This window comes from Microbacterium hydrocarbonoxydans, assembly GCF_011752045.1.
Classification (GTDB): Bacteria; Actinomycetota; Actinomycetes; order Actinomycetales; family Microbacteriaceae; genus Microbacterium.
This window is the reverse complement of the sequence record NZ_JAAKXW010000005.1, coordinates 203,810-229,703: the sequence shown is the minus strand read 5'-3', so window position 1 is coordinate 229,703 and position 25,894 is coordinate 203,810. Positions and strand designations below refer to the sequence as shown.

Genomic DNA, 25,894 nt, shown 5'->3' with positions numbered 1-25,894 from the left:
CGCGCGCCGGTTCGACCGCGGTGCCGGGGCAGGGTGGTCGAGGAGGACCGATGAGCACGATCGCGGACGTCGCGGCGCGTGCGGGCGTGTCGAAGGCGACCGCCAGCAGGGCGCTGAGCGGTCGCGGCTATGTCTCCGAGGAGACCCGGTCCCGGGTCGCCGCGGCGGCGGCGGAGCTCGCGTACGTCGCGCACTCCTCCGCGATCAGCCTCGCCACAGGGCGCACGCAGACGGTCGGCGTGATCATGCCGCCCGTCGACCGCTGGTTCTTCTCCGAGCTGCTCGCCGGCCTGCAGGAGTCGCTGTTCGCGCTGGACTACGAGCTGGCGCTGTACGGCCTCCGCGAGGGCACCACGACGCGCGAGCGCCTGTTCGACAAGGTGCTCCCCCGTCGCCGGTTCGACGGGATCATCGCGGTCGGGCTCCAGCCCAGCGCGCATGAGCTCGAGCGGCTGCGCCGCTCGGAGCGCCCTCTCGTCAGCGTCGGGCCGTACAGCGAGGGCTCGAGCTCCGTCTCGATCGACGACACCGCCGCGGCCCGCATCGCGACCGAGCACCTCATCGAGCTCGGTCACACGGACATCGCCTTCGTCGGCGGCTCGGCGGATGCCGGCGCGCTCAGCTTCGGCGACGCCCGGCGGGTCGAAGGCTATCTCGAGGCGCTCCGGGCCGCCGACCTCGCCGCCCGCGCCCGCCTGGTCGAGGCCGCTCCCACCATGCCCGGCGGGTACGGCGCCGCCGCCGAGCTGCTCGGCGACCGTCGCGGCCGCCCGACGGCGATCGTCGGGGTGTGCGACGAGGCGGCGATCGGCGCGACGATCGCCGCGCGGCGTCTGGGCATCGCCGTGCCGACGGAGCTCAGCGTCGTCGGCATCGACGACCACCAGCATGCGGAGATGTTCTCGCTCACGACGATCCGGCAGTCGCCGCGGGAGCAGGGGCACGAGGCCGTCCGCCTGCTGCGCGAGCGGATCGAGCATTCGGATGCTCCGCCGGAGCACGTCGTGCCGGCATCCGCTCTCGTCGTCCGGAACTCGACGGCGGCGCCTCGGCACGGCTCCTGAGCGGGCGACCCGGAATGCACGAAGGCCCCGGGTGGAACCCGGGGCCTTCGCAGAAAAGCGTCAGACGCTGAGATTACTTGAGGGTAACCGTCGCGCCAGCCTCCTCGAGGGCAGCCTTGGCCTTCTCGGCGGTCTCCTTGTTGGCGCCCTCCAGGACAGCCTTCGGAGCACCGTCGACGACACCCTTGGCCTCGCCGAGGCCGAGCGAGGTGAGCTCGCGGACGACCTTGATGACCTGGATCTTCTTGTCGCCGGCAGCCTCGAGGATGACGTCGAACGAGTCCTTCTCCTCCTCGGCCTCAGCGGCGCCAGCGCCACCGGCAGCACCGGCGACGGCGACGGGGGCAGCAGCGGTGACCTCGAACTTCTCCTCGAACGCCTTCACGAAGTCGTTGAGCTCGACGAGGGTCAGGCCGGCGAACTGCTCGAGCAGCTCCTCAGTGGTGAGCTTAGCCATGATTTATCTCCTAATAGATGGGGTTTGTTGATCGAGAACGCAGGTCGCTCACGCGGCCTCGGCGGTCTCCAGCTTTTCGCGAAGAGCGTCGATGGTGGCGGCAGCCTTGCCCATCGTGGCCTTCATCATGCCCGCGGCCTTCGCCAGCAGAACCTCACGGCTCTCCAGCGAGGCGTACTTGTTGACCTCGTCGGCGGTGAGGGCGTTGCCCTCGAAGATGCCGGCCTTGATCACGAGAAGCGGGTGGGCCTTGGCGAAGTCACGCAGAGCCTTGGCAGTGGCGACGAAGTCACCGTGCACGAACGCGACGGCCGACGGACCCTTGAGGTCGTCGTCCAGCGCGGTGATGCCTGCCTTGTTGGCGGCGATCTTGGTCAGCGTGTTCTTCACCACGGCGTACTCAGCGTCCTGACGGATGCTGTTGCGCAGCTCCTTGAGCTGGGCAACCGTCAGACCGCGGTACTCGGTCAGCAGAACGGCGGACGAGTTCTCGAATGACTTCGTGAGCTCGGCGACCGATGCATCCTTCTGCGCCATGGTCACTCCTTGGTGTGTACGAGGCGCCTCACGGCGGTGAGGCACCGACCTCGACCCGGTCCCCTGGAATGAGAAGAGCTCCGGCGCAAGCGCACGGAGCTCAGAAAGTTCGTGACACCTGCGCGGGCCCCTGCATTGCAGAGCTTCGATCGCGTTCGCTTGCGCGCACGACGATGACCAGCGGTCTTCGGTTGGTACAACTGTACCCGACCGCATCCGCTCTCCCCAAATCCGGTGCTGGTGGCTGCCCCTCGCGCGCGTCGCCGACGCCCCATCTGCCCGCCGACGCCCCATCCGGACGACGTGAACCAAGTGGGGCGTGGGCGATCAGGTGGGGCCTCGCAGCGGACAGCGAGAGTGGGAGGCGAGCGCGGGCAGAGCGGCGCGTGCGGGGAGGGAGGGTCCGTGGACGGGGTTAGGGTCGAAGGGTGACACCGGAACTTCAAGCGCGCATCGTTGCGGACTCCCGCGACCGCGTCGCCTGGATGCGAGCACGCTCCCGCGGGATCACCGCGACCGACGTCGCCGGGCTGACCGGTGCGAAGTCGATCGCGCGAGCCGCCGACTCCAAGCTCGGCGGCGGGCCCCGCTTCGGCGGCAACGCCTACACCGATCACGGTCGACGTCGCGAGCCCGAGATCGCCGCGTGGGTCGCCGCGACGCACGGCATCATGCCCTCCTCCGCACTGTTCCGCGCCGAGATCGAGCACCGGCACCTCGCGACCCCCGACGGAATCGCCGTCGACGCGGAGGGGCGCATCCGCCTCGCCGAGATCAAGACGACGAACAAGGCCTTCCGCGGCATCCCGCGCACCTACCTGCGGCAGGTGTGGTGGCAGCAGCACGTGCTCGGAGCCGAGCGCACCCTCTTCGTCTGGGAGGAGCACGAGGACTTCTCCCCCGTGCACGACGAGCCGCGCTGCGTGTGGATCGATCGCGACGAGCGCGAGATCGCGAAGCTCGTCGGGCTCGCGACCGAGCTCATCGACGAGCTCTACCGCCGCACGACCGGACAGCAGGTGCCGGGACGGGTGGCGGATGCCGCGGCCAGCCGCCGCGAGCATCTGCGCGAGCGCGACGCCTTCCGCGCCCTCGCCCTCGCGGACTGAGCAGACGCTTCGGTCACACAGTGCACGTCGGGTTGAGCCCGAGCAGCGCGATCGTCAGCCTCCGGGTCGCCGCCGGCGAGGTCCACGAAGTCCCGGCGACGCTCGTCACCGCCAGCGTCGTGGTGCTGCCGAGCAGGTTCGTCACCAGGCTGGTCAGCAGGGCCTGACTCAACACGGCCGTGTGGGTGTAGGTCCCGTTGACCGGTCCCGAGGTGCTGATGTTCGACGCCGGCACTGTGCCGGTGTTCGCGCCGGAGGTCGCGGTGAGCTTCACCCCCGCGACCGGGTACGGCGCGGTCCACACCAGGGTCACGCTCTGGAACACGAGCCCGACGCCGATGACGTTCAGCGTCTGGGGCGTGCAGCTCGTGATCACCGGCGTCTCGAGCGTGGTCGCCGCGAACGTCGCCGTCGCGTGCTCGGCATCCGTGAAGGCCGCCTCCGTGGTCTGCGTCGGCGGCACCACCGCCGCGCCGAGGAGCACGAGCGCTCCGGCGAGGCCCGCGATCACCTTCCGCCACCCCGTCACGACTCCTCCCGTCGACTCCGGAGGAGCAGGAGCAGGATGCCCGCGATCAGCGATCCGCCGCCGAGCACCCAGGGCAGCGCCGGCGACGGCATGCCGGTCGCGGCGAGTCCACCGCCCGGTCCGACGACCGCACTCTCCCCCGCGCCGGTGGCGTGCACGCGCACCTCGGTGCGGCCGTCCTCCTCGGCGGCGAGGGCGACGGACAGACGCAGGTGCGCGACTTCCGTGTCGGAGATCTGCGCGAGAGGGACCTCCGCCCCGTCGCGCGGCACCTCCCACCCCGAGCGGAGCACGGTCGCCCCGCTCGGGCAGTCGCCGCCCTCCCAGGCCTGCATGCACAGCCAGGCGTCGAGGACCAGAGGCGCTCCCCCGCTCGCGCTGATCCCGATCCCGATCACGCCGGGGTCGGGGGCGTCCGCGCTCACCGCGATGTCCCACCGCACGGGCTGTCCCGGCAGCAGGCTCGATGCCGCATCCCAGTCGGCCACCGACACCAGGCGGAGCACCTCGCCCTGAACCACCTCCGTCGTCGGCGCGGCCGTGGCGGGTCCCGCGCTGCCGAGCACGGCTGCGGCGGCGACGAGGCACGCGGCTGCGACCCGCCTCACGTCGTGCTCCCCTCGCCGGCACGACCGCGCTCCGCCCGCGGCCAGAACGCCCACACCACCAGCGCGGTCGCCGTGACGGTGATCGCACCGAGGACGTAGGGATTCCCCATCGCGACGATCACGGTGGCGAGCCCGGGAACCGAGAAGAGCACGATGCGCACCGAGGCGACGGTGTACGGGAACGGATCATCACCGGCGTTGGCGTCGCCGCGCATCGTGAGAACGCGCTCCCCCTCCGCCGCCCCGGGAGACACCGAGGTGATCCGGTGGGTGACGGGGAGCTGGTTCTCCCTGTCCACGGTCACGACATCGCCGACCTCGACCTCGGAGGCCGGCACGCGCTGCACGACGGCGACGGAGCCCGCGGGGATCGCCGGGGACATCGACCCGGTGCGGAACATGATCAGCGTGATGCCCGCCGTGTACGCGAGGACCACCAGGAGGATGCAGACGACGCCGCCGATCGCGGCGAACCAGAGGAGAACGTCGGCGAGGAGGCGCCCGAGGCCGCGATGGCCCGGACGGCGGACGGATCCCGCGGCGGGCGCGCCGGCGACCGCGGCCTGCTCGCGCAGGCCGCGCCGCGTCGCCGGCGCGCTCATCGATTCCTCCTCGCGTTCATCCGCCGCATCCCCGCCGTCAGGACGAGGTCCCCGTGATCTGCCAGGTCTGGATCGCGGTGAGTCCCTGGGCGCCGTTCCCGGCAGTGCTGGGCAGTGTCACGGCGAAGCAGTAGTTCACGGTGGACCCGCCGTTCGCGGCGACGCTCTGCGTGCCCGCTGCACCGGTGGAGAGCGCGGTGCCGTCGGGCACCACCGCCGTTCCGGCCGCATACGTCGTCGCGTTGCAGGCCGTGCCCGCGACGCTCCGCACCCCGTACGTGAGGAACGGAGCGAGACCCGTGCCGGCGGTCGATCCCACTCCGAGCTGCAGCGTCCCCGCGACCGATGGATTCGCCGTCTTCACGCTGAACAGGGCGTACGTCGTGGTCCCCGGGGACATCGCCGTCGGCGCGACGACGAAGCTCAGCGTCGCCGGCGCACCCGATGTGGCATGGCTGGCGAACGTGGTGCCGTCGGCGGCTCCCACGATGTCGAACAGGCCTGCGGTGAAGGTCGCGGCGCCGTACTCGGAGTCGTTCCACGCCGCGAGCGTCGCGGCCGCGCCGACGCCGAGCACGAGGCCTCCGGCCAGGATCGCCTGTATCCGGCGCCGACGCAGCCGCTTCGCCTCCCGCAGGCCCCTGCGGGTGCGCTCCATGATCAGTTCGCGGTCGAGGTGGCCGTGAACTCCCAGGTCGCCGTCGCGCTCGCGCCCTCGGCGAGGCCGGATTCCGCGGTGACGGCGAAGCAGAGCTGCACGGCCGTGCCCGCAGCTCCAGCGGTGCCCTTGGTCAGCGCCACAGAGGTCGCCCCGGTGAGGGCGCTGAGCGTGGCGCCGCTGCCGACGACGGTTCCGGTCGCGGCGCCGTCGCACGTCGCTCCGGAGGCGATCGCCGTAACGGTGTAGGACAGATTCGCCTCGTTGCCGCCGGTGCCCGCCGTGATCCCCGCAGGGATGAGCGTGGCGTCGTTCGTCGTCGTGCTGTCCAGGCGCACCCAGAACGGCGCGTAGACGACGTCACCCGGTGCCATCGACGCGGCGACGGCCGGCAGCTGGAAGCTCAATGTCGCGGCGGTGTCCCCATCGTCGACGTTGTGCTCCGCGTATCCGGTCGTTGCGCTCGTGGTCGAGCCCTCGAGATTGAACGAGCCGGCGGTGAACGTGCCGTTCGCGAACTCGGAGTCGTTCCAGGCGGCGAGCGTGACGGCGGTGCCGATGCCGAGGACGAGACCGCCGGCGAGGATGGCCAGCACCTTGCGCTGGGTGGGCGTTGTTGACATGTGAGATTCCCCCTCAGGAATTCCGGGACAGACGAACGGATGCATATGGGGACGGTCTCCCTCAAGACCGGCATCCGCGCGTTGTCCACATCCTCTCCGAGCACCGGGGAACCCACAAGGGATCTGGGTCACGATTTGCACACCGGTATTCCGGGCAGATGGTTGACGAAGCTCAACCATCTGCGTATAGTTGACGAAGTTCAACTATTTCTTGCGCGCCAGAGCCGTCGCCGCATCCGTCCCCGCGACCGCGAAAGGCCCGCAGCATGACTCCGGACTCCCCCGCCACCATGACGCACCGCCAGGTGCTCGAAGCCCTCACCGGGCTGCTGCTCGGCATGTTCGTCTCGATGATCGCCGGCACGGTGGTCTCGACGTCCATGCCCGTCATCGTCCACGACCTCGGCGGCGACCAGGCCGCCTACACCTGGGTGATCACCTCCACGCTGCTCACCACGGCGATCTCCACCCCGATCTGGGGCAAGCTCGCCGACCTGTTCAATCGCAAGCTGCTCATCCAGATCGCTCTCGTCATCTTCGTCCTCGCGACGGCGGCCGCCGGCTTCGCGCAGGACACGAACATGCTCATCGCGTTCCGCGTCGTGCAGGGCCTCGGCGCCGGCGGACTCGCCGCGCTCAGCCAGGTCATCATGGCCGACATCATCAGCCCCCGCGAGCGCGGCCGCTACATGGGCCTGTTCGGCGCCGTCATGGCGGTCGCCACCGTGGGCGGCCCGCTGCTCGGCGGATGGATCACCGACACCATCAACTGGCGCTGGAACTTCTTCGTCGCCCTGCCGTTCGCCGTCGCCGCACTGATCATCCTGCAGAAGACGCTGCACGTGTCCACCGAGCGGACCCGCAAGGTCTCCATCGACTACGTCGGCATCGTGCTGCTCTCCGCCGCCGTGTCTCTGCTGCTCATCTGGATCACCAGCGCCGGCTCGAGCTTCGACTGGTGGGGCATCGAGACCGCGCTGATGGTGGGCGGCGCCCTCCTCGCCACGATCGCGTTCATCGTCGTCGAGCTGAAGGTGCGCGAGCCGCTCATCCCGCTGACGCTGTTCCGCGGCCGCACCTTCACCCTCTCGGTGCTCGCGTCCATCTCCATCGGCGTCGCGATGTTCGGCACCTCGGTCTACCTCGCCCAGTACATGCAGCTCTCCCGCGGCGCCTCCCCCACCGAGGCCGGCCTCATGACGCTCCCGATGATGGCGGGCCTGCTCATCGCGTCGATGGTCGTCGGACAGCTCGTCACGCGCTTCGGCAGGTGGAAGGGCTACCTCATCCTCGGGTCGCTCCTGCTCATCGCCGGCTCCGCTCTGCTGTCGACGCTGCACTACGACACCGACTTCGTGCTCGTGTCGATCTACATGTTCCTCACCGGCGCCGGCGTCGGCATGACGATGCAGAACCTCGTGCTCATCGTGCAGAACGTCGCCAAGCCCAGCGAGATGGGCGTCGCCAGCTCGGGCGTGACCTTCTTCCGCAGCCTCGGCGGCACGATCGGCGTGTCCGTGATGGGCGCCCTCCTCGCGAACAGGATCACCGACCTGTTCACGAACGGCAAGGAGCAGCTGATGGCCGCGATCGCCCAGACCGGCGACAGGGCGCAGGAGGTCGCCGCCCAGCTCTCGAGCGGCACGCTTCCCGAGGTGCGGCTGCTGCCGGATCCCGTGCGCTCCCTCGTCGAGGACTTCTACGCTCAGGCGATCTCGCACGCCTTCCTCATCGGCATCCCGCTGGCCGTGCTCAGCCTCGTCGCGATCCTGTTCCTGCCGAACGCCCCGCTGACGCGGCTGACGACCAGCGAGCGGGCGAAGGCGGATGCCGCGCAGGGGCATGCCGTCGAAGAGGCCGCCGACGTCGCGATCGCCGACGCCGAGGCGCTGTCCGGCGCCCCGACGGGCACGGTCGCCGTGGTGTCCCACCACCGCACGACGGAGGCCGGCGATGACCGGCTCTGAGAGCGCCGCAGGCCCCGACGAGGCGCGGGCTGACGCGGTCCGCGCCCTCGAAGCGGAGTTCGGAGAGCTGATCACGCACTTCCGACGCGTGATCATGGAGAACGCCAACCGGGTGAGCCCGGGGATGCTGCCCGGCGCCTACAAGACGTTCACGACCATCGCCCGGTGCGGCAGCATCACGGCCTCGGCGCTCGCCGAGCGGATGCTCATGGACAAGGGCCAGATCAGCCGCACCGTGCGCGAGCTCGAGGGACTGGGCCTGATCGAGCGCTCCGCCGATCCGAACGACGGACGCTCCTTCCTGCTGAGCGCCACCGCCCTCGGCGAGCAGCGCCTGGCCGAGGCGCGGCAGCCCCAGGAGGGGCTGCTGATGCGCAACCTCGCGGACTGGAGCGTCGACGACATCGAGAACCTCACCCGGCTGCTGCATGCTCTGGGCACGGGCGCGACGCCCGGGACCGCGCCGGCCGGCGCCGGCTAGGCCAGCACTCGCCGCGCCTCAGCCGCCACCTCGGCGGCGATCGTGTCCAGCAGGGCCGAGCGCAGGTTCCACTGCTGCCAGTGGAGGCGTACCCGCAGCGTCGGGCCGCCGAGCGGGACGAGATCCGGCGCCTGCTGCAGCGTCGGCACCATCCCCCAGCCGAGGCCGAGCTCCACGGCGAGCGCATAGTCGTGGGAGGCGGGCACGTAGTGCCGCGGCACGCCCTGGTGCGGCACGCCCATCGCGTGCAGCCAGTCGTGCTGAAGCGAGTCGCGCCGGTCGAAGTCCACGAAGGGCGCCACGGTCAGCGCCTCGGTCGTGACGCCGCCGGCGAACCATCGACGGGCGAAGGCGGGCTCCGCCATGGCCCGGTATTCGAGCACGCCCAGCGGGGTCACCGCACATCCGGCGACCGGCGTCTCCTCGCTGGTCACCGCGGCCATGACGGTACCCGACTCCAGCAGCCGCGCGGTGAAGTTCTGGTCGTCGCGATGCAGGTCGAAGTCGATGTCGTGCCGCGCGGAGAGGCGCGCGAGCGGCGGCAGGAACCAGGTGGCCATCGAGTCGGCGTTGACGGCGAGCGGGATGCTGATGCGGGGCGCGTCTCCGTCGAGGCCGAGTCCGCCGAGGGCGTCGTGCTCGAGCAGGGCGATCTGCCTGGCGAGCCGCACGACAGCCTCCCCCGCCTCGGTGAGCCGCACCGGCTTCGTCCGCACGACGAGCACGCGGCCGAGCTGCTGCTCCAGGGCCTTGAGCCGCTGGCTGACCGCAGACGGCGTGATGAGCAGCCGGCGGGAGGCCGCGTCCAGGGTGCCTTCGTCGGCGACGGCCGCCACGGTGGCCGCGAGCTCCGGATCGATCCTCACATAAGCCATGCTAATGGAACACAAGGAATCTTCGCTGGTGCTGAATCAGCATCGCTCCTACCGTGGATGCATGCTCACCGTCTTCGCGGGTCTCGGACTCGGCCTCTCGCTCATCGTCGCCATCGGCGCGCAGAACGTCTACGTGCTGCGCCAGGGCATCCGTCGCGAGCACGTCCTGGTCGTGGTCGCGATCTGCGCGCTGTCGGATGCCGTGCTGATCGTCGCGGGCGTCGCCGGGCTCGGCTTCGTGATCTCGGCGGCCCCGTGGCTCGTGGTGGTCGCCCGGTGGGCGGGGGCGGCGTTCCTGCTCGCCTACGGCCTGCTCGCCGCACGACGCGCGTGGCGGGGCGGCGAGCGCCTCGAAGTCGGAGAAGCGGATGCCACCGCGGATGCAGCGGCTCCCGCCGGAGGCACCATCACGCTGACCCGCCCTTCCCGGACCCGCTCGGCGCTCGCGCCCGTGATCCTCACGACGCTGGCGCTCACCTGGCTGAACCCGCACGTGTACCTCGACACCGTGCTGATGCTCGGATCGATCGCCGCGACGCACGGCGAGGAGCGCTGGCTGTTCGCGGCGGGGGCGATCGCGGCGAGCATCCTCTGGTTCACCGCGCTCGGCTACAGCGCCCGGCACCTCGGACGCTGGCTGCAGACGCCGCGCTCCTGGCGGATCCTCGACGCCCTCATCGCCGTGGTGATGATCGCGCTGGCGGTGAGCCTGGTGCTGCCGGTGCTCGCGGGCTGACAGCCGCCTCAGACCCCGTCGAGCGGACGGAGGATGCGCGTGAGGAACCGCTGCGTGCGCTCCTCGCGGGGAGCGCCGAAGATCTGCGCGGGAGGTCCCTCCTCGACCACCGCGCCACCGTCCATGAAGATCACGTGATCGGCGGCCTCTCGGGCGAAGCTGAGCTCGTGGGTGACCACGACCATGCTCCAGCCCTCGTCGGCCAGCTCCTTGATCACGAGCAGCACCTCGCCGACGAGCTCGGGGTCCAGCGCGCTGGTCGGCTCGTCGAACAGCAGCAGGTCGGGCCGCAGCGCCAGCGCGCGCACGATGCCCACCCGCTGCTGCTGGCCGCCGGAGAGCTCGTGGGGCCTGGCACCCTCTCTGCCCTCCAGGCCGACGCGGGCGAGCAGGCCGCGCGCCTCGGCGACGACCTCGGCCTTGGGACGGCCCTGCACCCGCCACGGTCCCTCGATGACGTTCTCCAGCACGGTGAAGTGCGGGAACAGGTTGTGATGCTGGAACACCATCGCCGAGCGGTCGCGGAGCGCGAGGCGCTGTCGCTGAGCGACCGGCGCGGCGAAGTCGATCACGGGTCCGCCGTCGACGGCGATCGTCCCGGCATCCGGCGTCTCCAGGCCGTTCAGGGAGCGCAGCACGGTGGTCTTGCCGGAGCCGCTCGGCCCGATCAGCACGACCACCTCGCCGCGGTGCAGCGTCAGGTCGATGCCCCGGAGCACCTCGTGCTGACCGAAGCTCTTGTGCAGCTGCGTCGCGGTGAGCAGCGGCGGGACGGAATCAGTGCGCGACACGGCTGTCGAGCCTCCTCTCCAGTGCGCTCTGCCCGGCCGACAGCACGAGGCAGATGACCCAGTAGACGAGGGCCGCGGCGAGATAGAGCGCCATGAACTCGTAGGTCGTCGATGCGATCTGCTGCGCGACCTTGAACAGCTCGGTCACGAGGATGAGCGAGGCGAGCGAGGTGTCCTTCACGAGCGAGATGAACGTGTTCGACAGCGGAGGCACCGACACCCGAGCAGCCTGCGGCAGGATGACGCGGGTGAGGGTGCGGGTGCGGTTCATCCCCACCGTGTACGCCGCCTCCCACTGGCCCTTCGGCACGGAGAGGATCGCCGCGCGCACCACCTCGGCGCCGTAGCCGCCGACGTTCAGCGAGAGCGCGATGATCGCGCTCGGCCACGGGTCGATCGTGACGCCGATCGACGGCATCCCGTAGAAGATGACGAACAGCTGGACGAGCAGCGGGGTTCCCCGGATGACGGAGATGTAGAACCTGGCGATGTTCGAGAGCACCGGGTTGACGGAGATCCGCATCAGCGCGATCGCGACCGCGATGAGGAGTCCCAGCGCGAACGAGACCAGGGCGAGCGGCACCGTCACCGTGACGCCTGCGAGGGCGATCGGCCCGAGCGAGCTCAGGAACAGCTGCCAGACGGCATCCGGGGAATCCATCGACTACTCGGTGACGTCCGCGCCGAAGTACTTCTCGCTGATCTCCGCGAGGGTGCCGTCAGCGCGAAGCTCCTCGAGCGCCTCGTCGATCGCCGCGACGAGCGCTTCCTTGTCCTTCGTGAAAGCGAAGGCCTGCTCTCCGGCCTCCTCGGTCTCAGCGGCGATCTTCAGGCCGGTGGGTCCGTCGGTGGTCTCGTAGTCGAGGAACGTGAGCTTGTCGTTGATGGTCGCGTCGACGCGGCCCTGCCGCAGCAGCTCCACGGCCTGCGCCCAGCCTTCGACGGCCTCCACCTTCGCGCCGGACTCGACCGCGAGCTCGTTCCAGTTGCTGGTGAGCGACTGCGCAGCGGTCTTGCCGTCGAGGTCGTCGAAGGAGGAGATGGAGTCGTCGTCCTCGGCGACGACGATCACGCCGGGCGAGACCGTGTACGGCGCGCTGAAGAGGTACTTCGCCTCGCGCTCGTCGTTGATGGTGACCTGGTTCGCGATCACGTCGAAGCGGCCCGCGTCGAGACCCGCGAAGATCGCGTCCCACTGGGTCTCCTGGAACTCGACCTCGAGGTCGAGCTTCTCGGCGACGGCCTGGATGATCTCCACGTCGAAGCCCGTCAGCTCCCCGGTGCCGCCGTCGCCGTGGAAGCTGAACGGACGGTAGGTGCCCTCGGTCGCGACGGTGAGCGTGCCGTCCTTGACGAGCCCGAAGTCGGCGCCGGATCCCTCGCTCGGCGCGCCGGACTCGGACGGAGCGGTGCTGCCGGAGCAGGCGGTGAGGGCGAACGCTCCGACGACGAGGACTGCGGTGGCGATGAGGCGACGAGACATGTGGTTGCCCTCCTGGGGTGCGATGGTGCTCGGGTCCGCGCGGTCTGCTGTGATGCGCGGTGCTCACCCACAGTACGCGGCATCCTCGTCGCATCCCAAGAGCGGATGACGTCGCATGTCGCGGCACCGGCCCGGAACGCGAAATGCCCCCGCCGAGGCGGGGGCATTTCGTGAGTCGGACTCAGAGAGCGTTGACGTCCAGCGGGATGCCGGGGCCGAACGTGGTCGACACGGCGCCCTTCTGGATGTAGCGGCCCTTGGAGCTCGACGGCTTCAGGCGGACGATCTCCTCGAGAGCGGCCTTGATGTTCTCGTCGAGCTGCTCGGCCGAGAACGACGCCTTGCCGACGACGAAGTGCACGTTGGCGTGCTTGTCGACGCGGAACTCGATCTTGCCGCCCTTGATCTCCTCGACGGCCTTGGCCGTGTTCGGGGTCACGGTGCCGGTCTTCGGGTTCGGCATGAGGCCTCGCGGACCGAGGACCTTGCCGAGACGACCGACCTGGCCCATGAGCTCCGGGGTGGAGACGGCCGCGTCGAACGCGGTCCAGCCGCCGGCGACCTTCTCGATGAGCTCGGCGCCGCCGACCTCGTCAGCGCCTGCGGCGATCGCGGCCTCGGCCGCGGGGCCGGTGGCGAACACGATGACGCGGGCGGTCTTGCCGGTGCCGTGGGGCAGGATGACGGTGCCGCGCACCATCTGGTCGGCCTTGCGGGGGTCGACGGAGAGCTTCAGCGCGACCTCGACGGTCGAGTCGAACTTCGCCGAGCCGGTCTCCTTGGCCAGGGCGACAGCCTCGGCGGGAGTGTAGAAACGGTCTGCCTCGATCTTCTCGGCGGCAGCCTTGTAAGCCTTGGACTTCGTAGCCATGATTATTCTCCTCAGCCCTCGACCGTGATGCCCATGGAACGGGCGGTGCCGGCGATGATCTTCGAGGCGGCCTCGATGTCGTTCGCGTTCAGGTCGGCCTGCTTGGTCTCGGCGATCTGACGGACCTGGTCCATGCTGATCTTCGCGACCTTGACGGTGTGCGGGGTCGCAGAGCCCTTCTGGATGCCTGCGGCCTTCTTGATGAGCTCCGCAGCCGGCGGGGTCTTCAGGATGAACGTGAAGCTGCGGTCCTCGTAGACGGTGATCTCCACGGGGATGACGTTGCCGCGCTGCGACTCGGTCGCGGCGTTGTACGCCTTGCAGAACTCCATGATGTTGACGCCATGCTGACCGAGCGCGGGGCCGATCGGCGGCGCCGGGTTGGCTGCACCGGCGTTGATCTGAAGCTTGATCAGGCCGGTCACCTTCTTCTTCGGTGCCATTCTCTTTCCTTTCGTCGAATCGGATGCCGGAGCCCTTCGACTCGGCGCTTCGCGCCTCGCTCAGGACGAGCATCCGCTTCTCCCACAGGCCCGGCATCTCCGGACCGTGGTCGTCCGCGCGCACGCCGAAGCGGCACACAAACCACATGAGTCTACCCGATACAGCGCCGAGCCGCACATCGCATGAGAGACTCCCGGCATGCGGATCCGGTGGCGCGGGAGGACCCCCGCAGCGAAGAGGTGCTCGTCGTCGACGAAAGATGCGAGGGCGGCATCGCCGCGCACTCGAGCGTGACGCGAGAGGGCACGGTGTACGGCTATCGCGTACGGCTGACTCCTCGATGGATCTTCTCGGAACTCGCCGTCCACGACGACCGCGGCCGATCGCTCGCGCTGAGGCGGTCCGAGAGCGGAGCATGGACGGCCGGCGGTCACGACCGCCCGGACCTCGCCGCAGCGGTCGACATCGACCTGTCGTTCAGTCCGTTCACCAACACCCTTCCGGTGCGACGCCTCGGTCTCGGCATCGGTGAGTCCCGTGACATCGTGACCGCGTACGTGACGCCCGCGCTCGACGTCCTCCCCGATCCGCAGCGGTACACCCGCACCGGCGAGCGTCATTACCTGTACGAGTCTCGCGACAGCGACTTCCGTCGCGAGATCCTCGTCGACGCCGACGGCTTGGTCGTGGACTATCCCGGGCTCTTCACGAGGGTCTGACGCCGGACGGGCAGCGTGTTCAGCCGTCGCGATAGCGGTCGACGATGCGCTCCCCCAGCTCGCGCAGGGCGTTGCGGACCTCCTTCGGCTCGACCACCTCAGCCACGCTCGTCCACCCGGCCAGCTGCTCTGCGAGCGCGTCAATCCGATGCGCTCGCACTTCGATCAGGCCGCCATCGTCCTCGAGCATCCGCGCCTGCGCCCCGAAGCGGTCGCAGACGGCCCTGACAGCCCACGGCTCGACACGGATCACGGCGCGCGCCTCACCGCGCAGCCCTTCGACCGACTCCACCATGCGGGCCCACGCCGTCGCTGCGTCGAAGCCCTCGGGCGGTGCGCCGATGTCGTCCCGCACGACGAGGGATCGAATCCGGTCGACGCGGTAGGTGCGCACTCGGTCGACGTCGGCGAGGCCACCCTCGACGGGAGCGGCGAGCAGGTACCAGCGGACGCCCCTGCTGCCCACGACGAGCGGGACGATGACGACGGATGACGCGCCTCTCGCGCCGTCGTACTCGAGCAGCACCGTGCGGCGGGCGGCGATCGCTCGCTGCAGTTCGGCCACCCGTGGGCGCTCGGCGGCATCGTCGGCCTCGCCCCACGGCGCATCGCGCACCGTCGCCTCGGCCACGCGGCGCGCTCCTTCCCGGAACGGCGCGGGCACGGCCCGCATGAGCTTGCGCACCGCCGCCGTGTGTTCCGCGGAGGCCGAGCGGTTCTGGCTCAGCCCGATGAGCAGCGAGGTGACCTCGCTCTGCGTGAGCCCGGTGAGGTCGGTGCGGGCGCCGCCGATCAGACGCCGGCCGCCACCCCGGCCGCGAGTCGGGTAGATCGGGACCCCCGCCATCGACAGCGCCTCGAGATCGCGCCGCGCCGTCGGAACCGATACCTCCAGTTCCGCTGCAAGCTCGGCGGCGGTGATCTGCGGGCGTCCCTGCAGCAGCAGGAGCGCCTGGATGAGGCGGTCGGCACGCATCTCCGAACCCTCTTCTCTGAAGTGCTCAGAAGGTGATCACTTCAGCGTCGAGCATAGAAGAACCAGCCGCACTTCAGAAGGAGAAGAAGACATGTTCCGTGGAATCGCCAACCTCAACCTCGTCGCCGACGACATGGATGCCGCGATCGAGTGGTACTCCGCCGTCTTCGGCGCGGGCCCCTACTTCATCCGCCCGGAGCAGGGGCCGGCGCAGTACGCCGAATGGCGGTTCGGCGACGACGAGGACGAGTTCGCTCTGATGGACGCGCGTTTCCGTCCCGCCCTCCCCCAACCCGGCGGCGCGCTCGTCAGCATGCACGTCGACGACATCCAGGCGTCGTTCGACCGCCTTCTCGCGCTCGGCGCGAAGCCCTTCGACCCGGTCACGCAGCGGGGCGAGGGGTGGTGGTCGGCGTCGGTGAGCGACCCCTTCGGCAACCTCCTCGGCCTCATCCAGAGCCCGCACTGGGCGGCGCTGCACGCCGGCTGACGGCATCCGCCCGGATACGCGAGAACGGCCGCCCCCGGAGGGACGGCCGTTCTCGGGACGCGGGAAGCGTCAGAGCATCTTGGTGACCTGGTCGAACGACAGCTCGACCGGGGTCTCGCGCTCGAAGAGGGAGACGAGCACGGTGAGCTTGCCGCTCTCCGGCTTGATCTCGCTGATCGAACCGGGAAGACCCGCGAACGAGCCCTCCTTGATCGTGATGGTCTCGCCGACCTCGAAGTCGACCTCGGCCTGGACCTGGCGGGCGACGGCCACGCCGCCCTTGGCCGCGATGTTCTTGGCGGTCGGGACGTCCTTGACCTCGACGAGCGCCTTCAGCATGTTGAAGGCCTCCTCGAAGCGCAGCGGCGTCGGGTTGTGGGCGTTGCCCACGAAGCCGGTGACGCCGGGGGTGTGCCGGACGACCGACCAGGTGTCCTCGTTGAGCTCCATGCGCACGAGCACGTAGCCCGGGATGCGCACGCGGTTGACCATCTTGCGCTGGCCGTTCTTGATCTCGACGACGTCCTCCATCGGGACCTCGATCTGGTAGATCTCGTCCTCGACCTCGAGCGTCGACTTGCGCTGCTCGATGTTCGCCTTCACCTTGCGCTCGAAGCCGGCGTAGGAGTGGATGACGTACCACTTGCCGGGGAGCATCCGAAGGTCGGCGCGGAAGGCCTCGTACGGGTCCTCGTCGGCGTCGTCCGCCGCCTCGTCCTCGTCGCCGTTCACGTCGGGGCCGTCGTAAGGCGCGACCTCGGCGGCCGCAGCGGCCTCGAGGTCGGCGACCTCCTCGGCCACGGAATCGTTGAGGACCTCAGCGGCGGCCTCGGACTCTGCCGCTTCGTCCAGGTTGAGAGCGTCGTTCACGATCGCGTCCGCCTCCGGGTCGTCGATGTCGATGTCGTCATCCGTGTCGTCTTCCTCGTCGCCGTCACCCTCGATGTGCAGGGCGACGTGCTCGGCCGAGGTGACCGAGAACTCCTCGGCGGCGAGGACGTTGCCCTCCTGGGCCTCGTCCTCCTCGCTGGACTGCTCTGCCGCGGTCGCCCAGTCGGCGTCGTCGGAATATCGTTCAGACACGTTTAATCTTTCCAATCACTGCGGCCGGAGCCGCAAGGCATCAGGCGCCGGGAACCCCGAACACCACGTGCGTCAGCCACGCGAACAAGGTGTCGAGTCCGTAGACGATGCCCATGACGATCAGAACGAAGACGAGCACCACCGCGGTGAACTTGACCAGCTCCTTGCGGGTCGGGGTGACGACCTTGCGAAGCTCAGCGATGACCTGACGGAAGAACAGGGCGATGCTCCCGAGGAAACCGCCGAGGAAGCCGCGCTTCTTCTCGCGGGTGGCACCGGCCGCGACGACCTCGCCGCGCGGTTCGTCCTGATCCATCCTGAATGTACCTTTCGTGTGCCAGCGTTGCGCTGACGCGCAGGGCGGACAGGAATCGAACCTGCAACCTGCGGTTTTGGAGACCGCTGCTCTGCCAATTGAGCTACCGCCCTAGAGACCGGAGTCTCGGGGATGTCACCTGCTTCCCTCACCAGGCATGGCGAAAGGATGCAGACAACAACTGCTATGCCAGTGTACGGCATCCCCCGGGTGCCGCCGAATCGACGGCGGAACCCGGGGGTGTCGACGCTCAGGCCTTGCGGATGAGCTTCTTGTTCACGAACTCGTCCGCGGCGAGGAAGCCCAGCTCACGGCCGGTGCCGCTGCGCTTGATGCCCCCGAAGGGCAGCTCCGGGCTGTCCGCGAGGACCAGGTTGACGTAGACCATGCCCGCGTCGATCCTGTCCGCGACGCGCTCCGCCTGCTCTGCGTCGGTGGTGAAGACGTACGATCCGAGCCCGAAGGTGGTGTCGTTCGCCAGGGCCACGGCCGCGTCCTCGTCGGCGACCCGGTAGACGACCGCGGCGGGGCCGAAGAGCTCCTCCCCGTAGACGTCCATCTCCGGGGTCACGTCGGCGAGCACCGTGGGCGCGAAGAACGCGCCCTGGCGGGTGCCGCCGGTGAGCACCGTCGCGCCCTGCGCGACGGCCGTGTCGATCTGCTTCTGCAGGTTCGCCGCCGCCGTCTCCGAGGACACCGGGCCGAGGACGGTGTCCTCGAGGGTGGGGTCGGTCGGCTTCACGGCCTCCATCGCGGCCGTGAACTTCTCCACGAAGGCGTCGTACAGCTCGTCGACGATGATGAAGCGCTTGGCGCCGTTGCAGGCCTGCCCGTTGTTGTCCAGACGGGCGTCGACGCCGGCCTGGACGGTGGCGTCGAGGTCGTCCGTGGAGAGCACGATGAACGGATCGGACCCGCCGAGCTCGAGAGCGACCTTCTTCAGGTGACGCCCGGCGATCTCGGCGACCGCCGCGCCTGCGCGCTCGGAGCCGGTGACCGAGACGCCGTGCACGCGCGGGTCGGCGATGATGGTCGCCGCCTGATCGTTCGTGGCGTACACGTTCACGTACGCGCCGTCGGGCAGACCCGCGTCGCGGTAGATCGCCTCGATCGCCGCCGCCGACTCGGGGCACTGCGGGGCGTGCTTGAGGATGATCGTGTTGCCGACCGCCAGGTTGGGCGCCGCGAAGCGGGCGACCTGATACGCCGGGAAGTTCCACGGCATGATGCCGAAGAGCGCGCCCAGCGGCGAGCGGCGCACGACGGCGGTGCCGTCGCCGAGGATGTCCAGCGGCTGGTCGGCCGTGATCTTCTCGATGTTGTCGGCGTAGAACTCGACGATGTCGGCGGCGAACTCCATCTCGCCGACCGCGGCGGCGATCGGCTTGCCCATCTCGCGGACGATGATCGCGCCGAGCTCGTCCTTGCGCTCGCGGTGCAGCTCGGCGATCCGGCGGATCACCGCGGCGCGCTCGGCCGGCGCTGTGGCAGCCCAGACGTCGGCGGCGGCCGCCGCGCGGGCGATCGCCTCCTCGATCTGCGCGTCGGTGGATGTCGGGTAGGTGGCCACGGTCTCCCCCGTGGCCGGGTTCACGACGGCGTAGTCGCTCATGTGTGTGGTCCTTTCTGGCGAACGCTGGCCGGTGCCGGTCAGGCGACCGGGATCAGCGTGTACTTGGTGGACAGGTACTCGTGGATGCCCTCGAAGCCGCCCTCGCGGCCGACACCCGACTGCTTCACGCCTCCGAACGGAGCCGCGGCGTTCGACACCACGCCCACGTTGAGACCCATCATGCCGGTCTCGAGCTTGTCGATCATCCGCTGACCGCGCTGCAGGTTCTCGGTGAACACGTACGAGACCAGGCCGTACTCGGTGTCGTTGGCGAGACGCACGGCCTCGTCCTCGGTCTCGAAGGTGGCGATCGCGAGCACCGGGCCGAAGATCTCCTCACGGAGGATCGCGGAGCCGGGCACGACGTCGGTGAGCACGGTGGGCTCGTAGAACGTGCCGGTGCCCTCGAGGGCCTTGCCGCCGGTGAGCAGCGTGGCGCCGCGGTCGACGGCGTCGCCGACGAGTTCGGCGGCCTTGGCGACGGCGTCCCCGTCGATGAGCGGGCCGATGGCCACGCCCTCCTCGGTGCCGCGGCCGATCTTCATCGCCTGGACGCGCTCGGTGACCTTGCGGCCGAACTCCTCGGCGACGTCCTTGTGGACGATGAAGCGGTTGGCCGCGGTGCAGGCCTGGCCGATGTTGCGGAACTTCGCGAGCAGCGCGCCGTCGACGGCCTTGTCCAGGTCTGCATCGTCGAACACGACGAACGGCGCGTTGCCGCCGAGCTCCATCGAGACGCGGAGGACGCCCTCGGCGGCCTGCGCGATGAGCTTGCGGCCGACCTCGGTGGAACCGGTGAAGGAGAGCTTGCGCAGGCGCGGGTCGGCGATGATCGGGGCCGACAGGGCGCTCGAGCGCGAGGTCTGCACGACGTTGACGACGCCGGCCGGCAGGCCGGCCTTCTCCAGCAGCGTGGTGAAGAACATCGTCGTCAGCGGGGTGAGTGCCGGGGGCTTGATGACCACGGTGCAGCCGGCGGCCAGCGCCGGGGCGATCTTGCGGGTCGCCATCGCGAACGGGAAGTTCCACGGGGTCACGAAGAACGACGGGCCGACCGGCCGCTGCGAGACCACCATGTGACCGGTGCCCTCGGGGTTCAGGCCGTAGCGGCCGGCGATGCGCACGGCCTCCTCGCTGAACCAGCGCAGGAACTCGCCGCCGTAGCCGACCTCGCCGCGCGCCTCGGCGAGCGGCTTGCCCATCTCGAGGGTCATCAGCAGCGCGATGTCCTCCTTGTGCTCCTGCACGAGGTCGAACGCGCGGCGGAGGATGTCGCTGCGCACGCGCGGTGCGGTTGCGGCCCACGACTCCTGAGCGGCGACGGCCGCGTCCAGGGCGCGGATGCCGTCACCAGGGGTCGCGTCGGCGATCGTGCGGATGACCTCGCCCGTGGACGGGTCGTGCACGTCGAAGGTCGCGCCGGTCTCGCCGTCGATCCACTCGCCGCCGATGAAGAGGCCGGTGGGGATGCTCTCGAGCAGCGTCTGCTCGTTCTGAGTGCTCATGGATTCTCTTTCTGTGAGGAGGTGCGGTTCAGCGGCGGATGCTCGCCGGGGCGTCCATTCCCAGCGTCTCCCCGCGGAAGAACGCCGGGCGGCGGATCGACTGCCAGATCATGATCGCGATGCCGACGACGATGATGCCGACGCCGAGCACGAACACGAGTCCGACCCCGCCGATGTTCGACCCGCTCCCGTAGGCCGGGTCCATCGAGTCGATCAGGGTGGTGACGAACAGCACCGCGAGGATGCCGCCGCCGACGAGCGGGAACAGGAAGGTGAAGAAGAAGCTTCGCGCGGAGTCGAACCACTGCCTGCGGAAGTACCAGACGCAGGCGAAGGCCGTGAGCCCGTAGTAGAAGCAGATCATCATGCCCAGCGACAGGATGGTGTCGGTGAGCACGTTCTCGCTGACCAGGCGCATCACCGCGTAGAACACGGAGGCGACCACCGCGGAGACGATCGTGGCGTAGCCGGGGGTGAAGAACCGGGGGCTCACCTGTGCGAACTTCTTCGGCAGGGCGCCGTAGTACCCCATCGCGAGCAGGGTGCGCGCCGGGCCGACCGCGGTCGACTGCAGGGATGCGGCCGAGCTGGACAGCACCGCGAGCGACACGAGGAACGCGAGCGGGCCGAGCACCGGGTCGGACAGCGCGAAGAACACGTTGGCGGAGATGTCCTCGTTGGCCAGTCCCAGCGGACCGTCGCCGACGCCCGCGAACATGATGAGACCGATCGACAGCAGCAGGTACAGGCTCACGACGATGACCACGGTGAGCATGGCCGCGCGGCCGGGGGTCTTCGCCGGGTTCTTCGTCTCCTCGTTCATCGTGAGGACGACGTCCCAGCCCCAGAAGATGAAGATCGACAGCGACAGGCCCGCGGCGAAGGCGCTGAACGTCGGCACCTCGAACGGGTTGAACCACGACCAGGAGAACGTCGTGGGATCCGGCGCCTCGCCGTCGAGCGCCTTGACGATGGCGACGACCGCGAAGACGACGAGCACGACGAGCTGGAAGCCGACCAGGATGTACTGGAACTTCTGCGTGGTCTGCATGTCGCGGTAGGACACGAGGGTCGCGCCGAGCATGAACAGCAGGCAGACGGCCACGTTGATGAACGGGTTGAAGGCGAGGTCCGCGATCTCCGCGTTGCCGGTGATCTGCGAGATCAGCAGGAACAGGAACTCGACCGCGATGCCGGCGAGATTCGAGAGCACGATCACGGTGGCGGCGATGAGGCCCCAGCCCGTCATCCAGCCGATCCACGGGCCGAACGCCCGCACGCCCCAGGTGAACGAGGTGCCGGAGTCCGGCATCACCCGGTTGAGCTCGCGGTACCCGAAGGCCGTGAGCAGCATCGGGATGAACCCGACGAGGATGATCGCCGGCACCTGCGTGCCGACCTCGGCGACCGTCGGGCCGAGCGAGGCGGTCAGGGTGTACGCGGGAGCGATCGTGGAGATGCCGATGACGACCGCGCCGAGCACGCCGACGGCGCCGGCGCTCAGACCCTTCTGGGAGATCCCGGTCGTCACTCCGGATGCGGGCGTCGTCGCCCGATCAGTGCTGGACATCAGCGTTCTCCTGCTTCAGCGCGGGTGCGCGGTACGACGATCATGGGGACGGGCAGCTCGTGCAGCATCTTCGCGGCCGTGGAGCCCAGGAACAGACGCCGCGGCTGGGCGAGCCGCGAGGAGCCCACGAGGATGACCTCGCCGGGCAGCCAGGAGAGACGGGAGACCGCGTCCTCGACGCTGTCGCCAGGCGCCTCCTCGATCACTGCGCCGAGGCCCTCGGGGAGGAGTTCCGAGGCGACTGCCAGGACGTCGTGCGCATGAGCGTTTCCGACCAGGCGGATCATTCCGGTGTCGAGCCCCTGCGGGACGTCGAACGGCACGAGGGAGACGAGGCGCAGATCGGTGCCGGTGTCGCCGGCGAGAGATGCCGCCTCGTCGAGTAGCGGCTCGGCGCCAGGACGGGTGCCGACCGCGACCGTGACGCGGGGGACGACGTGGTCGTCCTCCTGCGCGATGCCGGCGGGCGCCAGCGCGACGGGGATCGTCGAGGAGTGCAGCAGCGCGGATGCGACGCTGCCGAGCCGGTGGCGGCCGAAGAGCCCGCCGCCGGCGGCGCCGACGACGATCATGCGCGCGCCGAACTCCTCGCCGGCGGCGATCAGCCCTTCGGCGAAGGACTCGGCGAAGCGCACGTGCGCCGAACGGGTGAGCTCCTGCGGGAGAGCCGTGACGGCATCCGACAGCCACTGCCGGGCCTGCTCCCTGATGTGCTCCTCGTAGGCGCGCTCCGGCGCGACGAGGGGGCTGCGGGTGCCCTCGGAGGGCAGCACGATCACCAGGTGAAGGGTCGCGCCGAGGCTCCGCGCCAGGCGGGCGCCGAGTGCCGCGGCATCCGCCCCGGCATCCGTCGCCGTGTACCCGACGACGATGGCGCCCGTCATCAGCCGATGCTCTCGACGAGAACGCTGGCCTCGCGGCTAGCGGTGACGATGCCGGCGGCGGCGAGGCGGCCCATGCGGATCGCGCCGTCGACGTGCTGGTAGCCGGCGCCTGCCATGTCGCTGCAGGCGAAGTGGATCGGGCCGACGGCGGCACGGAGGTCTGCGCCGTAGCGGTTCAGGCCGCCCATGTCGAAGCTCGCCGCGTACGCGCCGCGGGTCCACTCCTCCGAGCCCCAGTCGCTCTCGTAGTAGACGACCGGGTTCTTCGCCTCGGGACCGTAGTAGTGCGCCAGCGACTCGAGGATGCGCGCCTTGCGCTCCTCGGCGGAGAGCGTGAACACGTCGTCCGCGTTCTGGTCGCTGACGAAGCCGACCAGGGTGCCGCGCTCGTCGCCGTGGTTGGTGTTGTCGTATGCCTCGTGGCAGAGCTCGTAGGGGCTGAACGCGGTGCCGCTGAGGCCCTGCTCGCGCCAGAACGGGCGGTCGTAGACCGCGTGCACCTTGATGACGAAGCCCATCGAGATGTGCTGGTGCATCTGGTGCTGGCGACGCGGGAGCGGCGGCACGAAGGAGATGCGGTTGTACAGCACCGGAGCGTGCGCGAGGATCGCGTAGCGCGCCCGGACGGTCAGCTCGTCGGTGTGGGCCACCACGCCGGCGTCGCTCCATTCGAGCGTGCGCACGGGCTGGTTCAGGAAGACGTCGTCGCCGAGGCGCTCGGCGAGCAGCAGCGGGACCTGCTGGAGACCGCCCACGACGCGCTTGTCGAGGATGAAGTCGGCGTCGACGAGGTTCGAGTAGGAACCGGCGGATGCCGCCATCAGCAGCGACTGCAGCAGCGAGAACGCGTGCGTCGGCTTGGTGAGCATCGCGGAGCCGGTGGCGAAGGCGAGGTTGCGGACCGCCTCGTCGTCGTCGGTCTGCTGGCGGAGCCAGGCGTCCCAGGTGACGGAGTCCCACTCGGCCGCGTTCGGGTGCTCCCAGGGGCGGTCGGGGTCGATCTCCGCGACCATCGCATCGAGGCGCTCGGTGATCTCGGCGATCACGGCCTCGGTCGCAGGCGACACGGGGAACATCTCGCCGGTGAAGCGGTGCAGCTGTCCGTCGGGGCCGACGTACACGCTGTCGCCCTCGCGGTAGCGGCTGTACGTCTCGAGCCCGAGCTCCTCGATGGTCTCGATCAGGGCGTCCTGGTCCGGCGAGACCCACTGGCCGCCGATCTCGAGCATGGCGCCCTCGATGACATCGGTCCACAGTCGTCCGCCGACACGGTCACGGGCCTCCAGCACGGCGACCGAGAGGCCGGCCTTGCGCAGGTCGTTCGCGGCGGTGGTGCCGGCAGCGCCGGCGCCGATGATGAGCACGTCTCGAGTGATCTCAGCCAACTGCAACTCCTTCGTCAGGGGGACTGATGGGGGATGAGGAATGTGCCGGCCGCGACCCGAAATCCCCCGACACGGGTCGCGACCGGACGTCTTGTGAGCCCGGGGCCGCGCGGGAGCGCGACCCCGGCTCAGGCTCAGTTGGCGGCGAGCGCCTCTGCGACCACGTCGAGGCCCTCGTTCAGCAGCTCGTCGCTGATGGAGAGCGGCGGGAGGAAGCGGATGACGTTGCCGTACGTGCCGCAGGTGAGGACGATGACGCCCTTCGCGATGGCGGCCTTCGCGACGGCGGCGGTGAGCGCGGCGTCGGGAGCGTTGGTCTCCGGGTCCACGAACTCGGCAGCGATCATGGCGCCGTGGCCGCGGATGTCGCCGATGCGGGCGTCGGCCTGCTGGATGCCGGCGAGGCGGCCCTTGAGGAGCTCGCCGATCTCGCGGGCGCGCTCGATGAGGCCGTCGTTCTCGAAGACGTCGATCGAGGCGAGCGCCGCGGCGCAGGCGATCGGGTTGCCTCCGTAGGTGCCGCCAAGGCCACCGGTGTGCGAGGCGTCCATGATCTCGGCGCGGCCGGTGACCGCGGCGAGCGGAAGACCGCCGGCGATGCCCTTGGCCGTCGTGATCAGGTCGGGCTCGATGCCGAAGATCTCGCTGGCGAACATCGCGCCCGTGCGGGCGAAGCCGGTCTGCACCTCGTCGGCGATGAAGACGACGCCGTTCGCGCGGCACCAGTCGACGATCGCGGGGAGGAACCCGTCGGCGGGGACGATGAAGCCGCCCTCGCCCTGGATCGGCTCGATGATGACCGCGGCGAGGTTGTCGGCGCCGATCTGCTTCTCGAGCTGGAGGATCGCGCGGGCCGCAGCCTCCGCGCCGCTGAGTCCGTCGCGGAAGGGGTACGACGCGGTGGCGCGGTACACCTCGGGGGCGAACGGGCCGAAGCCGCTCTTGTAAGGCATCGACTTGGCGGTCAGCGCCATGGTCAGGTTGGTGCGACCGTGGTAGCCGTGGTCGAAGGCCACGACGGCCTGACGGCCGGTGTGCTTGCGGGCGATCTTGATCGCGTTCTCGACGGCCTCGGCGCCGGAGTTGAACAGGGCGCTCTTCTTGGCGAAGTCGCCGGGGGTGACGCGGTTCAGCGCCTCGGCGACCTCGACGTACGACTCGTACGGGGAGACCATGAAGCAGGTGTGCGTGAACTGCGCGGCCTGCGCGGCGACGGCCGCGGCGACCTTCGGGTGCGCGTTGCCCACCGTGGTCACGGCGATGCCGGAGCCGAGGTCGATGAGCGAGTTGCCGTCGGCGTCGACGACGACGCCTCCGCCTGCGGCGACCGCGGCGACGGGAACGGTGTGGCCGACACCGGCGGCGACGGCGTCCGCCTTGCGGGCCAGGATCTCCGCCGAGCGCGGGCCGGGGAGCTCGGTCACGAGGCGACGCTCCTGGGGGAGGTCGGGTCCGCCGAGGGGAACTGCAACAGCTGCGGTGTCGAGAAGGGCCATGTCCGTGAGCGTACGGATGTTCA

Annotated in this window: 29 protein-coding genes and 1 tRNA gene; 7 read left to right on the top strand and 23 right to left on the bottom strand. The window is 69.8% G+C overall.

What is annotated here, in order from left to right:
* Nucleotides 1-50: 50 nt before the first annotated feature.
* A complete protein-coding gene (locus tag G6G98_RS15020) occupies nt 51-1,064 on the top strand; it encodes a LacI family DNA-binding transcriptional regulator (protein WP_067354509.1) in 1,014 nt (337 codons plus the stop codon).
* Between the two features lie 73 nt (nt 1,065-1,137).
* Here the strand turns inward: G6G98_RS15020 and rplL are convergent, their stop codons facing one another.
* A complete protein-coding gene (rplL, locus tag G6G98_RS15015) occupies nt 1,138-1,521 on the bottom strand; it encodes a 50S ribosomal protein L7/L12 (RefSeq protein WP_067354506.1) in 384 nt (127 codons plus the stop codon).
* A gap of 48 nt (nt 1,522-1,569) precedes the next feature.
* Nucleotides 1,570-2,058: a 50S ribosomal protein L10 gene (rplJ, locus tag G6G98_RS15010; RefSeq protein ID WP_067354502.1), complete on the bottom strand. Its 489-nt coding sequence runs from the start codon at nt 2,056-2,058 to the stop codon at nt 1,570-1,572.
* A 428-nt stretch (nt 2,059-2,486) separates the two neighbouring features.
* Between rplJ and G6G98_RS15005 the strand changes: the two genes are divergently transcribed.
* The gene (locus G6G98_RS15005; protein ID WP_067354498.1) at nt 2,487-3,167 is read left to right on the top strand and encodes a YqaJ viral recombinase family protein; all 681 of its coding nucleotides are present in this window, start codon (nt 2,487-2,489) and stop codon (nt 3,165-3,167) included.
* 13 nt (nt 3,168-3,180) lie between these two features.
* Here G6G98_RS15005 and G6G98_RS15000 read toward each other — a convergent pair whose 3' ends face one another.
* Genes G6G98_RS15000 through G6G98_RS14980 form a run of 5 tightly spaced genes read right to left on the bottom strand, consistent with a single transcriptional unit; the run spans nt 3,181 to nt 6,187 of the window.
* A complete protein-coding gene (locus G6G98_RS15000; protein ID WP_067354495.1) occupies nt 3,181-3,696 on the bottom strand; it encodes a hypothetical protein in 516 nt (171 codons plus the stop codon).
* Complete coding sequence (locus G6G98_RS14995; RefSeq protein WP_067354492.1) at nt 3,693-4,304, bottom strand: hypothetical protein; 612 nt, start codon at nt 4,302-4,304, stop codon at nt 3,693-3,695. The genes G6G98_RS15000 and G6G98_RS14995 overlap by 4 nt, the downstream gene beginning before the upstream one ends.
* Nucleotides 4,301-4,906: a signal peptidase I gene (locus tag G6G98_RS14990; RefSeq protein ID WP_067354488.1), complete on the bottom strand. Its 606-nt coding sequence runs from the start codon at nt 4,904-4,906 to the stop codon at nt 4,301-4,303. The genes G6G98_RS14995 and G6G98_RS14990 overlap by 4 nt, the downstream gene beginning before the upstream one ends.
* Nucleotides 4,907-4,943: 37 nt before the next feature.
* Nucleotides 4,944-5,564 (bottom strand): SipW-dependent-type signal peptide-containing protein, encoded by a 621-nt coding sequence (locus G6G98_RS14985; RefSeq protein WP_067354485.1) that lies wholly within the window; start codon nt 5,562-5,564, stop codon nt 4,944-4,946.
* Between the two features lie 2 nt (nt 5,565-5,566).
* A complete protein-coding gene (locus G6G98_RS14980; protein ID WP_164234404.1) occupies nt 5,567-6,187 on the bottom strand; it encodes a SipW-dependent-type signal peptide-containing protein in 621 nt (206 codons plus the stop codon).
* 266 nt (nt 6,188-6,453) lie between these two features.
* Between G6G98_RS14980 and G6G98_RS14975 the strand changes: the two genes are divergently transcribed.
* Together G6G98_RS14975 and G6G98_RS14970 are read left to right on the top strand one after the other, a co-directional pair.
* Nucleotides 6,454-8,154 (top strand): MDR family MFS transporter, encoded by a 1,701-nt coding sequence (locus G6G98_RS14975; protein WP_164234403.1) that lies wholly within the window; start codon nt 6,454-6,456, stop codon nt 8,152-8,154.
* Complete coding sequence (locus tag G6G98_RS14970) at nt 8,141-8,635, top strand: MarR family winged helix-turn-helix transcriptional regulator (RefSeq protein ID WP_164234402.1); 495 nt, start codon at nt 8,141-8,143, stop codon at nt 8,633-8,635. The genes G6G98_RS14975 and G6G98_RS14970 overlap by 14 nt, the downstream gene beginning before the upstream one ends.
* Here the strand turns inward: G6G98_RS14970 and G6G98_RS14965 are convergent.
* A complete protein-coding gene (locus G6G98_RS14965) occupies nt 8,632-9,501 on the bottom strand; it encodes a LysR family transcriptional regulator ArgP (protein ID WP_208321510.1) in 870 nt (289 codons plus the stop codon). The genes G6G98_RS14970 and G6G98_RS14965 overlap by 4 nt on opposite strands.
* A 70-nt stretch (nt 9,502-9,571) precedes the next feature.
* On the opposite strand from G6G98_RS14965, the gene G6G98_RS14960 reads away from it, so the two are divergent.
* Entirely contained in the window at nt 9,572-10,246 is a 675-nt protein-coding gene (locus tag G6G98_RS14960; RefSeq protein WP_067354467.1) for a LysE/ArgO family amino acid transporter, read from the top strand.
* Between the two features lie 8 nt (nt 10,247-10,254).
* Here the strand turns inward: G6G98_RS14960 and G6G98_RS14955 are convergent, their stop codons facing one another.
* From G6G98_RS14955 to rplK, 5 genes are all read right to left on the bottom strand, one after another.
* Entirely contained in the window at nt 10,255-11,037 is a 783-nt protein-coding gene (locus tag G6G98_RS14955) for an amino acid ABC transporter ATP-binding protein (RefSeq protein WP_067354464.1), read from the bottom strand.
* The gene (locus G6G98_RS14950; protein ID WP_067354460.1) at nt 11,024-11,698 is read right to left on the bottom strand and encodes an amino acid ABC transporter permease; all 675 of its coding nucleotides are present in this window, start codon (nt 11,696-11,698) and stop codon (nt 11,024-11,026) included. The genes G6G98_RS14955 and G6G98_RS14950 overlap by 14 nt, the downstream gene beginning before the upstream one ends.
* A 3-nt stretch (nt 11,699-11,701) precedes the next feature.
* A complete protein-coding gene (locus G6G98_RS14945; RefSeq protein ID WP_067354457.1) occupies nt 11,702-12,520 on the bottom strand; it encodes an amino acid ABC transporter substrate-binding protein in 819 nt (272 codons plus the stop codon).
* 181 nt (nt 12,521-12,701) lie between these two features.
* The gene (rplA, locus tag G6G98_RS14940) at nt 12,702-13,391 is read right to left on the bottom strand and encodes a 50S ribosomal protein L1 (RefSeq protein WP_067354455.1); all 690 of its coding nucleotides are present in this window, start codon (nt 13,389-13,391) and stop codon (nt 12,702-12,704) included.
* Between the two features lie 11 nt (nt 13,392-13,402).
* Complete coding sequence (gene rplK, locus G6G98_RS14935) at nt 13,403-13,834, bottom strand: 50S ribosomal protein L11 (protein WP_067354452.1); 432 nt, start codon at nt 13,832-13,834, stop codon at nt 13,403-13,405.
* Nucleotides 13,835-14,017: 183 nt separating this feature from the next.
* Here rplK and G6G98_RS14930 point away from each other — a divergent pair, with 183 nt between their 5' ends.
* Nucleotides 14,018-14,554, top strand: coding sequence for a putative glycolipid-binding domain-containing protein (locus G6G98_RS14930; protein WP_164234401.1), 537 nt, complete (start codon nt 14,018-14,020; stop codon nt 14,552-14,554).
* A 19-nt stretch (nt 14,555-14,573) separates the two neighbouring features.
* On the opposite strand, the gene G6G98_RS14925 is transcribed toward G6G98_RS14930, so the two are convergent.
* Entirely contained in the window at nt 14,574-15,530 is a 957-nt protein-coding gene (locus G6G98_RS14925; RefSeq protein WP_164234400.1) for a helix-turn-helix transcriptional regulator, read from the bottom strand.
* A 91-nt stretch (nt 15,531-15,621) separates the two neighbouring features.
* On the opposite strand from G6G98_RS14925, the gene G6G98_RS14920 reads away from it, so the two are divergent.
* A complete protein-coding gene (locus G6G98_RS14920; protein WP_067354447.1) occupies nt 15,622-16,020 on the top strand; it encodes a VOC family protein in 399 nt (132 codons plus the stop codon).
* Between the two features lie 69 nt (nt 16,021-16,089).
* On the opposite strand, the gene nusG is transcribed toward G6G98_RS14920, so the two are convergent.
* The 9 genes from nusG to gabT form a co-directional block, all read right to left on the bottom strand.
* Entirely contained in the window at nt 16,090-17,103 is a 1,014-nt protein-coding gene (nusG, locus tag G6G98_RS14915) for a transcription termination/antitermination protein NusG (RefSeq protein WP_067354444.1), read from the bottom strand.
* 40 nt (nt 17,104-17,143) lie between these two features.
* Entirely contained in the window at nt 17,144-17,419 is a 276-nt protein-coding gene (gene secE, locus G6G98_RS14910) for a preprotein translocase subunit SecE (protein ID WP_067354441.1), read from the bottom strand.
* 40 nt (nt 17,420-17,459) lie between these two features.
* Nucleotides 17,460-17,532, bottom strand: a tRNA-Trp gene (locus G6G98_RS14905).
* A 137-nt stretch (nt 17,533-17,669) separates the two neighbouring features.
* Nucleotides 17,670-19,031, bottom strand: a complete 1,362-nt coding sequence (locus G6G98_RS14900; protein WP_067354439.1) for an NAD-dependent succinate-semialdehyde dehydrogenase — start codon at nt 19,029-19,031, stop codon at nt 17,670-17,672.
* 38 nt (nt 19,032-19,069) lie between these two features.
* Nucleotides 19,070-20,536 (bottom strand): NAD-dependent succinate-semialdehyde dehydrogenase, encoded by a 1,467-nt coding sequence (locus G6G98_RS14895; protein WP_067354436.1) that lies wholly within the window; start codon nt 20,534-20,536, stop codon nt 19,070-19,072.
* Between the two features lie 28 nt (nt 20,537-20,564).
* Nucleotides 20,565-22,106: an APC family permease gene (locus G6G98_RS14890; protein WP_067354432.1), complete on the bottom strand. Its 1,542-nt coding sequence runs from the start codon at nt 22,104-22,106 to the stop codon at nt 20,565-20,567.
* A complete protein-coding gene (locus G6G98_RS14885; protein WP_067354429.1) occupies nt 22,106-22,990 on the bottom strand; it encodes a universal stress protein in 885 nt (294 codons plus the stop codon). The genes G6G98_RS14890 and G6G98_RS14885 overlap by 1 nt, the downstream gene beginning before the upstream one ends.
* Nucleotides 22,990-24,375 carry a flavin monoamine oxidase family protein gene (locus tag G6G98_RS14880; RefSeq protein WP_067354425.1) on the bottom strand — a complete coding sequence of 462 codons (1,386 nt, stop codon included), beginning with the start codon at nt 24,373-24,375 and terminating at the stop codon, nt 22,990-22,992. Before G6G98_RS14880 ends, G6G98_RS14885 begins: the two co-directional genes overlap by 1 nt.
* A 134-nt stretch (nt 24,376-24,509) precedes the next feature.
* Complete coding sequence (gabT, locus tag G6G98_RS14875; RefSeq protein ID WP_067354422.1) at nt 24,510-25,871, bottom strand: 4-aminobutyrate--2-oxoglutarate transaminase; 1,362 nt, start codon at nt 25,869-25,871, stop codon at nt 24,510-24,512.
* Nucleotides 25,872-25,894 lie beyond the last annotated feature (23 nt).

What these genes read in the sequence shown, in the direction of transcription:
- G6G98_RS15020 (WP_067354509.1), top strand. Translation starts at nt 51, where the DNA reads ATGAGCACGATCGCGGACGTCGCGGCGCGTGCGGGCGTGTCGAAGGCG.
- rplL (WP_067354506.1), bottom strand. Translation starts at nt 1,521, where the DNA reads ATGGCTAAGCTCACCACTGAGGAGCTGCTCGAGCAGTTCGCCGGCCTG.
- rplJ (WP_067354502.1), bottom strand. Translation starts at nt 2,058, where the DNA reads ATGGCGCAGAAGGATGCATCGGTCGCCGAGCTCACGAAGTCATTCGAG.
- G6G98_RS14990 (WP_067354488.1), bottom strand. Translation starts at nt 4,906, where the DNA reads ATGAGCGCGCCGGCGACGCGGCGCGGCCTGCGCGAGCAGGCCGCGGTC.
- G6G98_RS14985 (WP_067354485.1), bottom strand. Translation starts at nt 5,564, where the DNA reads ATGGAGCGCACCCGCAGGGGCCTGCGGGAGGCGAAGCGGCTGCGTCGG.
- G6G98_RS14980 (WP_164234404.1), bottom strand. Translation starts at nt 6,187, where the DNA reads ATGTCAACAACGCCCACCCAGCGCAAGGTGCTGGCCATCCTCGCCGGC.
- G6G98_RS14975 (WP_164234403.1), top strand. Translation starts at nt 6,454, where the DNA reads ATGACTCCGGACTCCCCCGCCACCATGACGCACCGCCAGGTGCTCGAA.
- G6G98_RS14970 (WP_164234402.1), top strand. Translation starts at nt 8,141, where the DNA reads ATGACCGGCTCTGAGAGCGCCGCAGGCCCCGACGAGGCGCGGGCTGAC.
- G6G98_RS14960 (WP_067354467.1), top strand. Translation starts at nt 9,572, where the DNA reads ATGCTCACCGTCTTCGCGGGTCTCGGACTCGGCCTCTCGCTCATCGTC.
- G6G98_RS14950 (WP_067354460.1), bottom strand. Translation starts at nt 11,698, where the DNA reads ATGGATTCCCCGGATGCCGTCTGGCAGCTGTTCCTGAGCTCGCTCGGG.
- G6G98_RS14945 (WP_067354457.1), bottom strand. Translation starts at nt 12,520, where the DNA reads ATGTCTCGTCGCCTCATCGCCACCGCAGTCCTCGTCGTCGGAGCGTTC.
- rplA (WP_067354455.1), bottom strand. Translation starts at nt 13,391, where the DNA reads ATGGCTACGAAGTCCAAGGCTTACAAGGCTGCCGCCGAGAAGATCGAG.
- rplK (WP_067354452.1), bottom strand. Translation starts at nt 13,834, where the DNA reads ATGGCACCGAAGAAGAAGGTGACCGGCCTGATCAAGCTTCAGATCAAC.
- G6G98_RS14930 (WP_164234401.1), top strand. Translation starts at nt 14,018, where the DNA reads ATGAGAGACTCCCGGCATGCGGATCCGGTGGCGCGGGAGGACCCCCGC.
- G6G98_RS14925 (WP_164234400.1), bottom strand. Translation starts at nt 15,530, where the DNA reads ATGCGTGCCGACCGCCTCATCCAGGCGCTCCTGCTGCTGCAGGGACGC.
- G6G98_RS14920 (WP_067354447.1), top strand. Translation starts at nt 15,622, where the DNA reads ATGTTCCGTGGAATCGCCAACCTCAACCTCGTCGCCGACGACATGGAT.
- secE (WP_067354441.1), bottom strand. Translation starts at nt 17,419, where the DNA reads ATGGATCAGGACGAACCGCGCGGCGAGGTCGTCGCGGCCGGTGCCACC.
- G6G98_RS14900 (WP_067354439.1), bottom strand. Translation starts at nt 19,031, where the DNA reads ATGAGCGACTACGCCGTCGTGAACCCGGCCACGGGGGAGACCGTGGCC.
- G6G98_RS14895 (WP_067354436.1), bottom strand. Translation starts at nt 20,536, where the DNA reads ATGAGCACTCAGAACGAGCAGACGCTGCTCGAGAGCATCCCCACCGGC.
- G6G98_RS14890 (WP_067354432.1), bottom strand. Translation starts at nt 22,106, where the DNA reads ATGTCCAGCACTGATCGGGCGACGACGCCCGCATCCGGAGTGACGACC.
- G6G98_RS14885 (WP_067354429.1), bottom strand. Translation starts at nt 22,990, where the DNA reads ATGACGGGCGCCATCGTCGTCGGGTACACGGCGACGGATGCCGGGGCG.
- gabT (WP_067354422.1), bottom strand. Translation starts at nt 25,871, where the DNA reads ATGGCCCTTCTCGACACCGCAGCTGTTGCAGTTCCCCTCGGCGGACCC.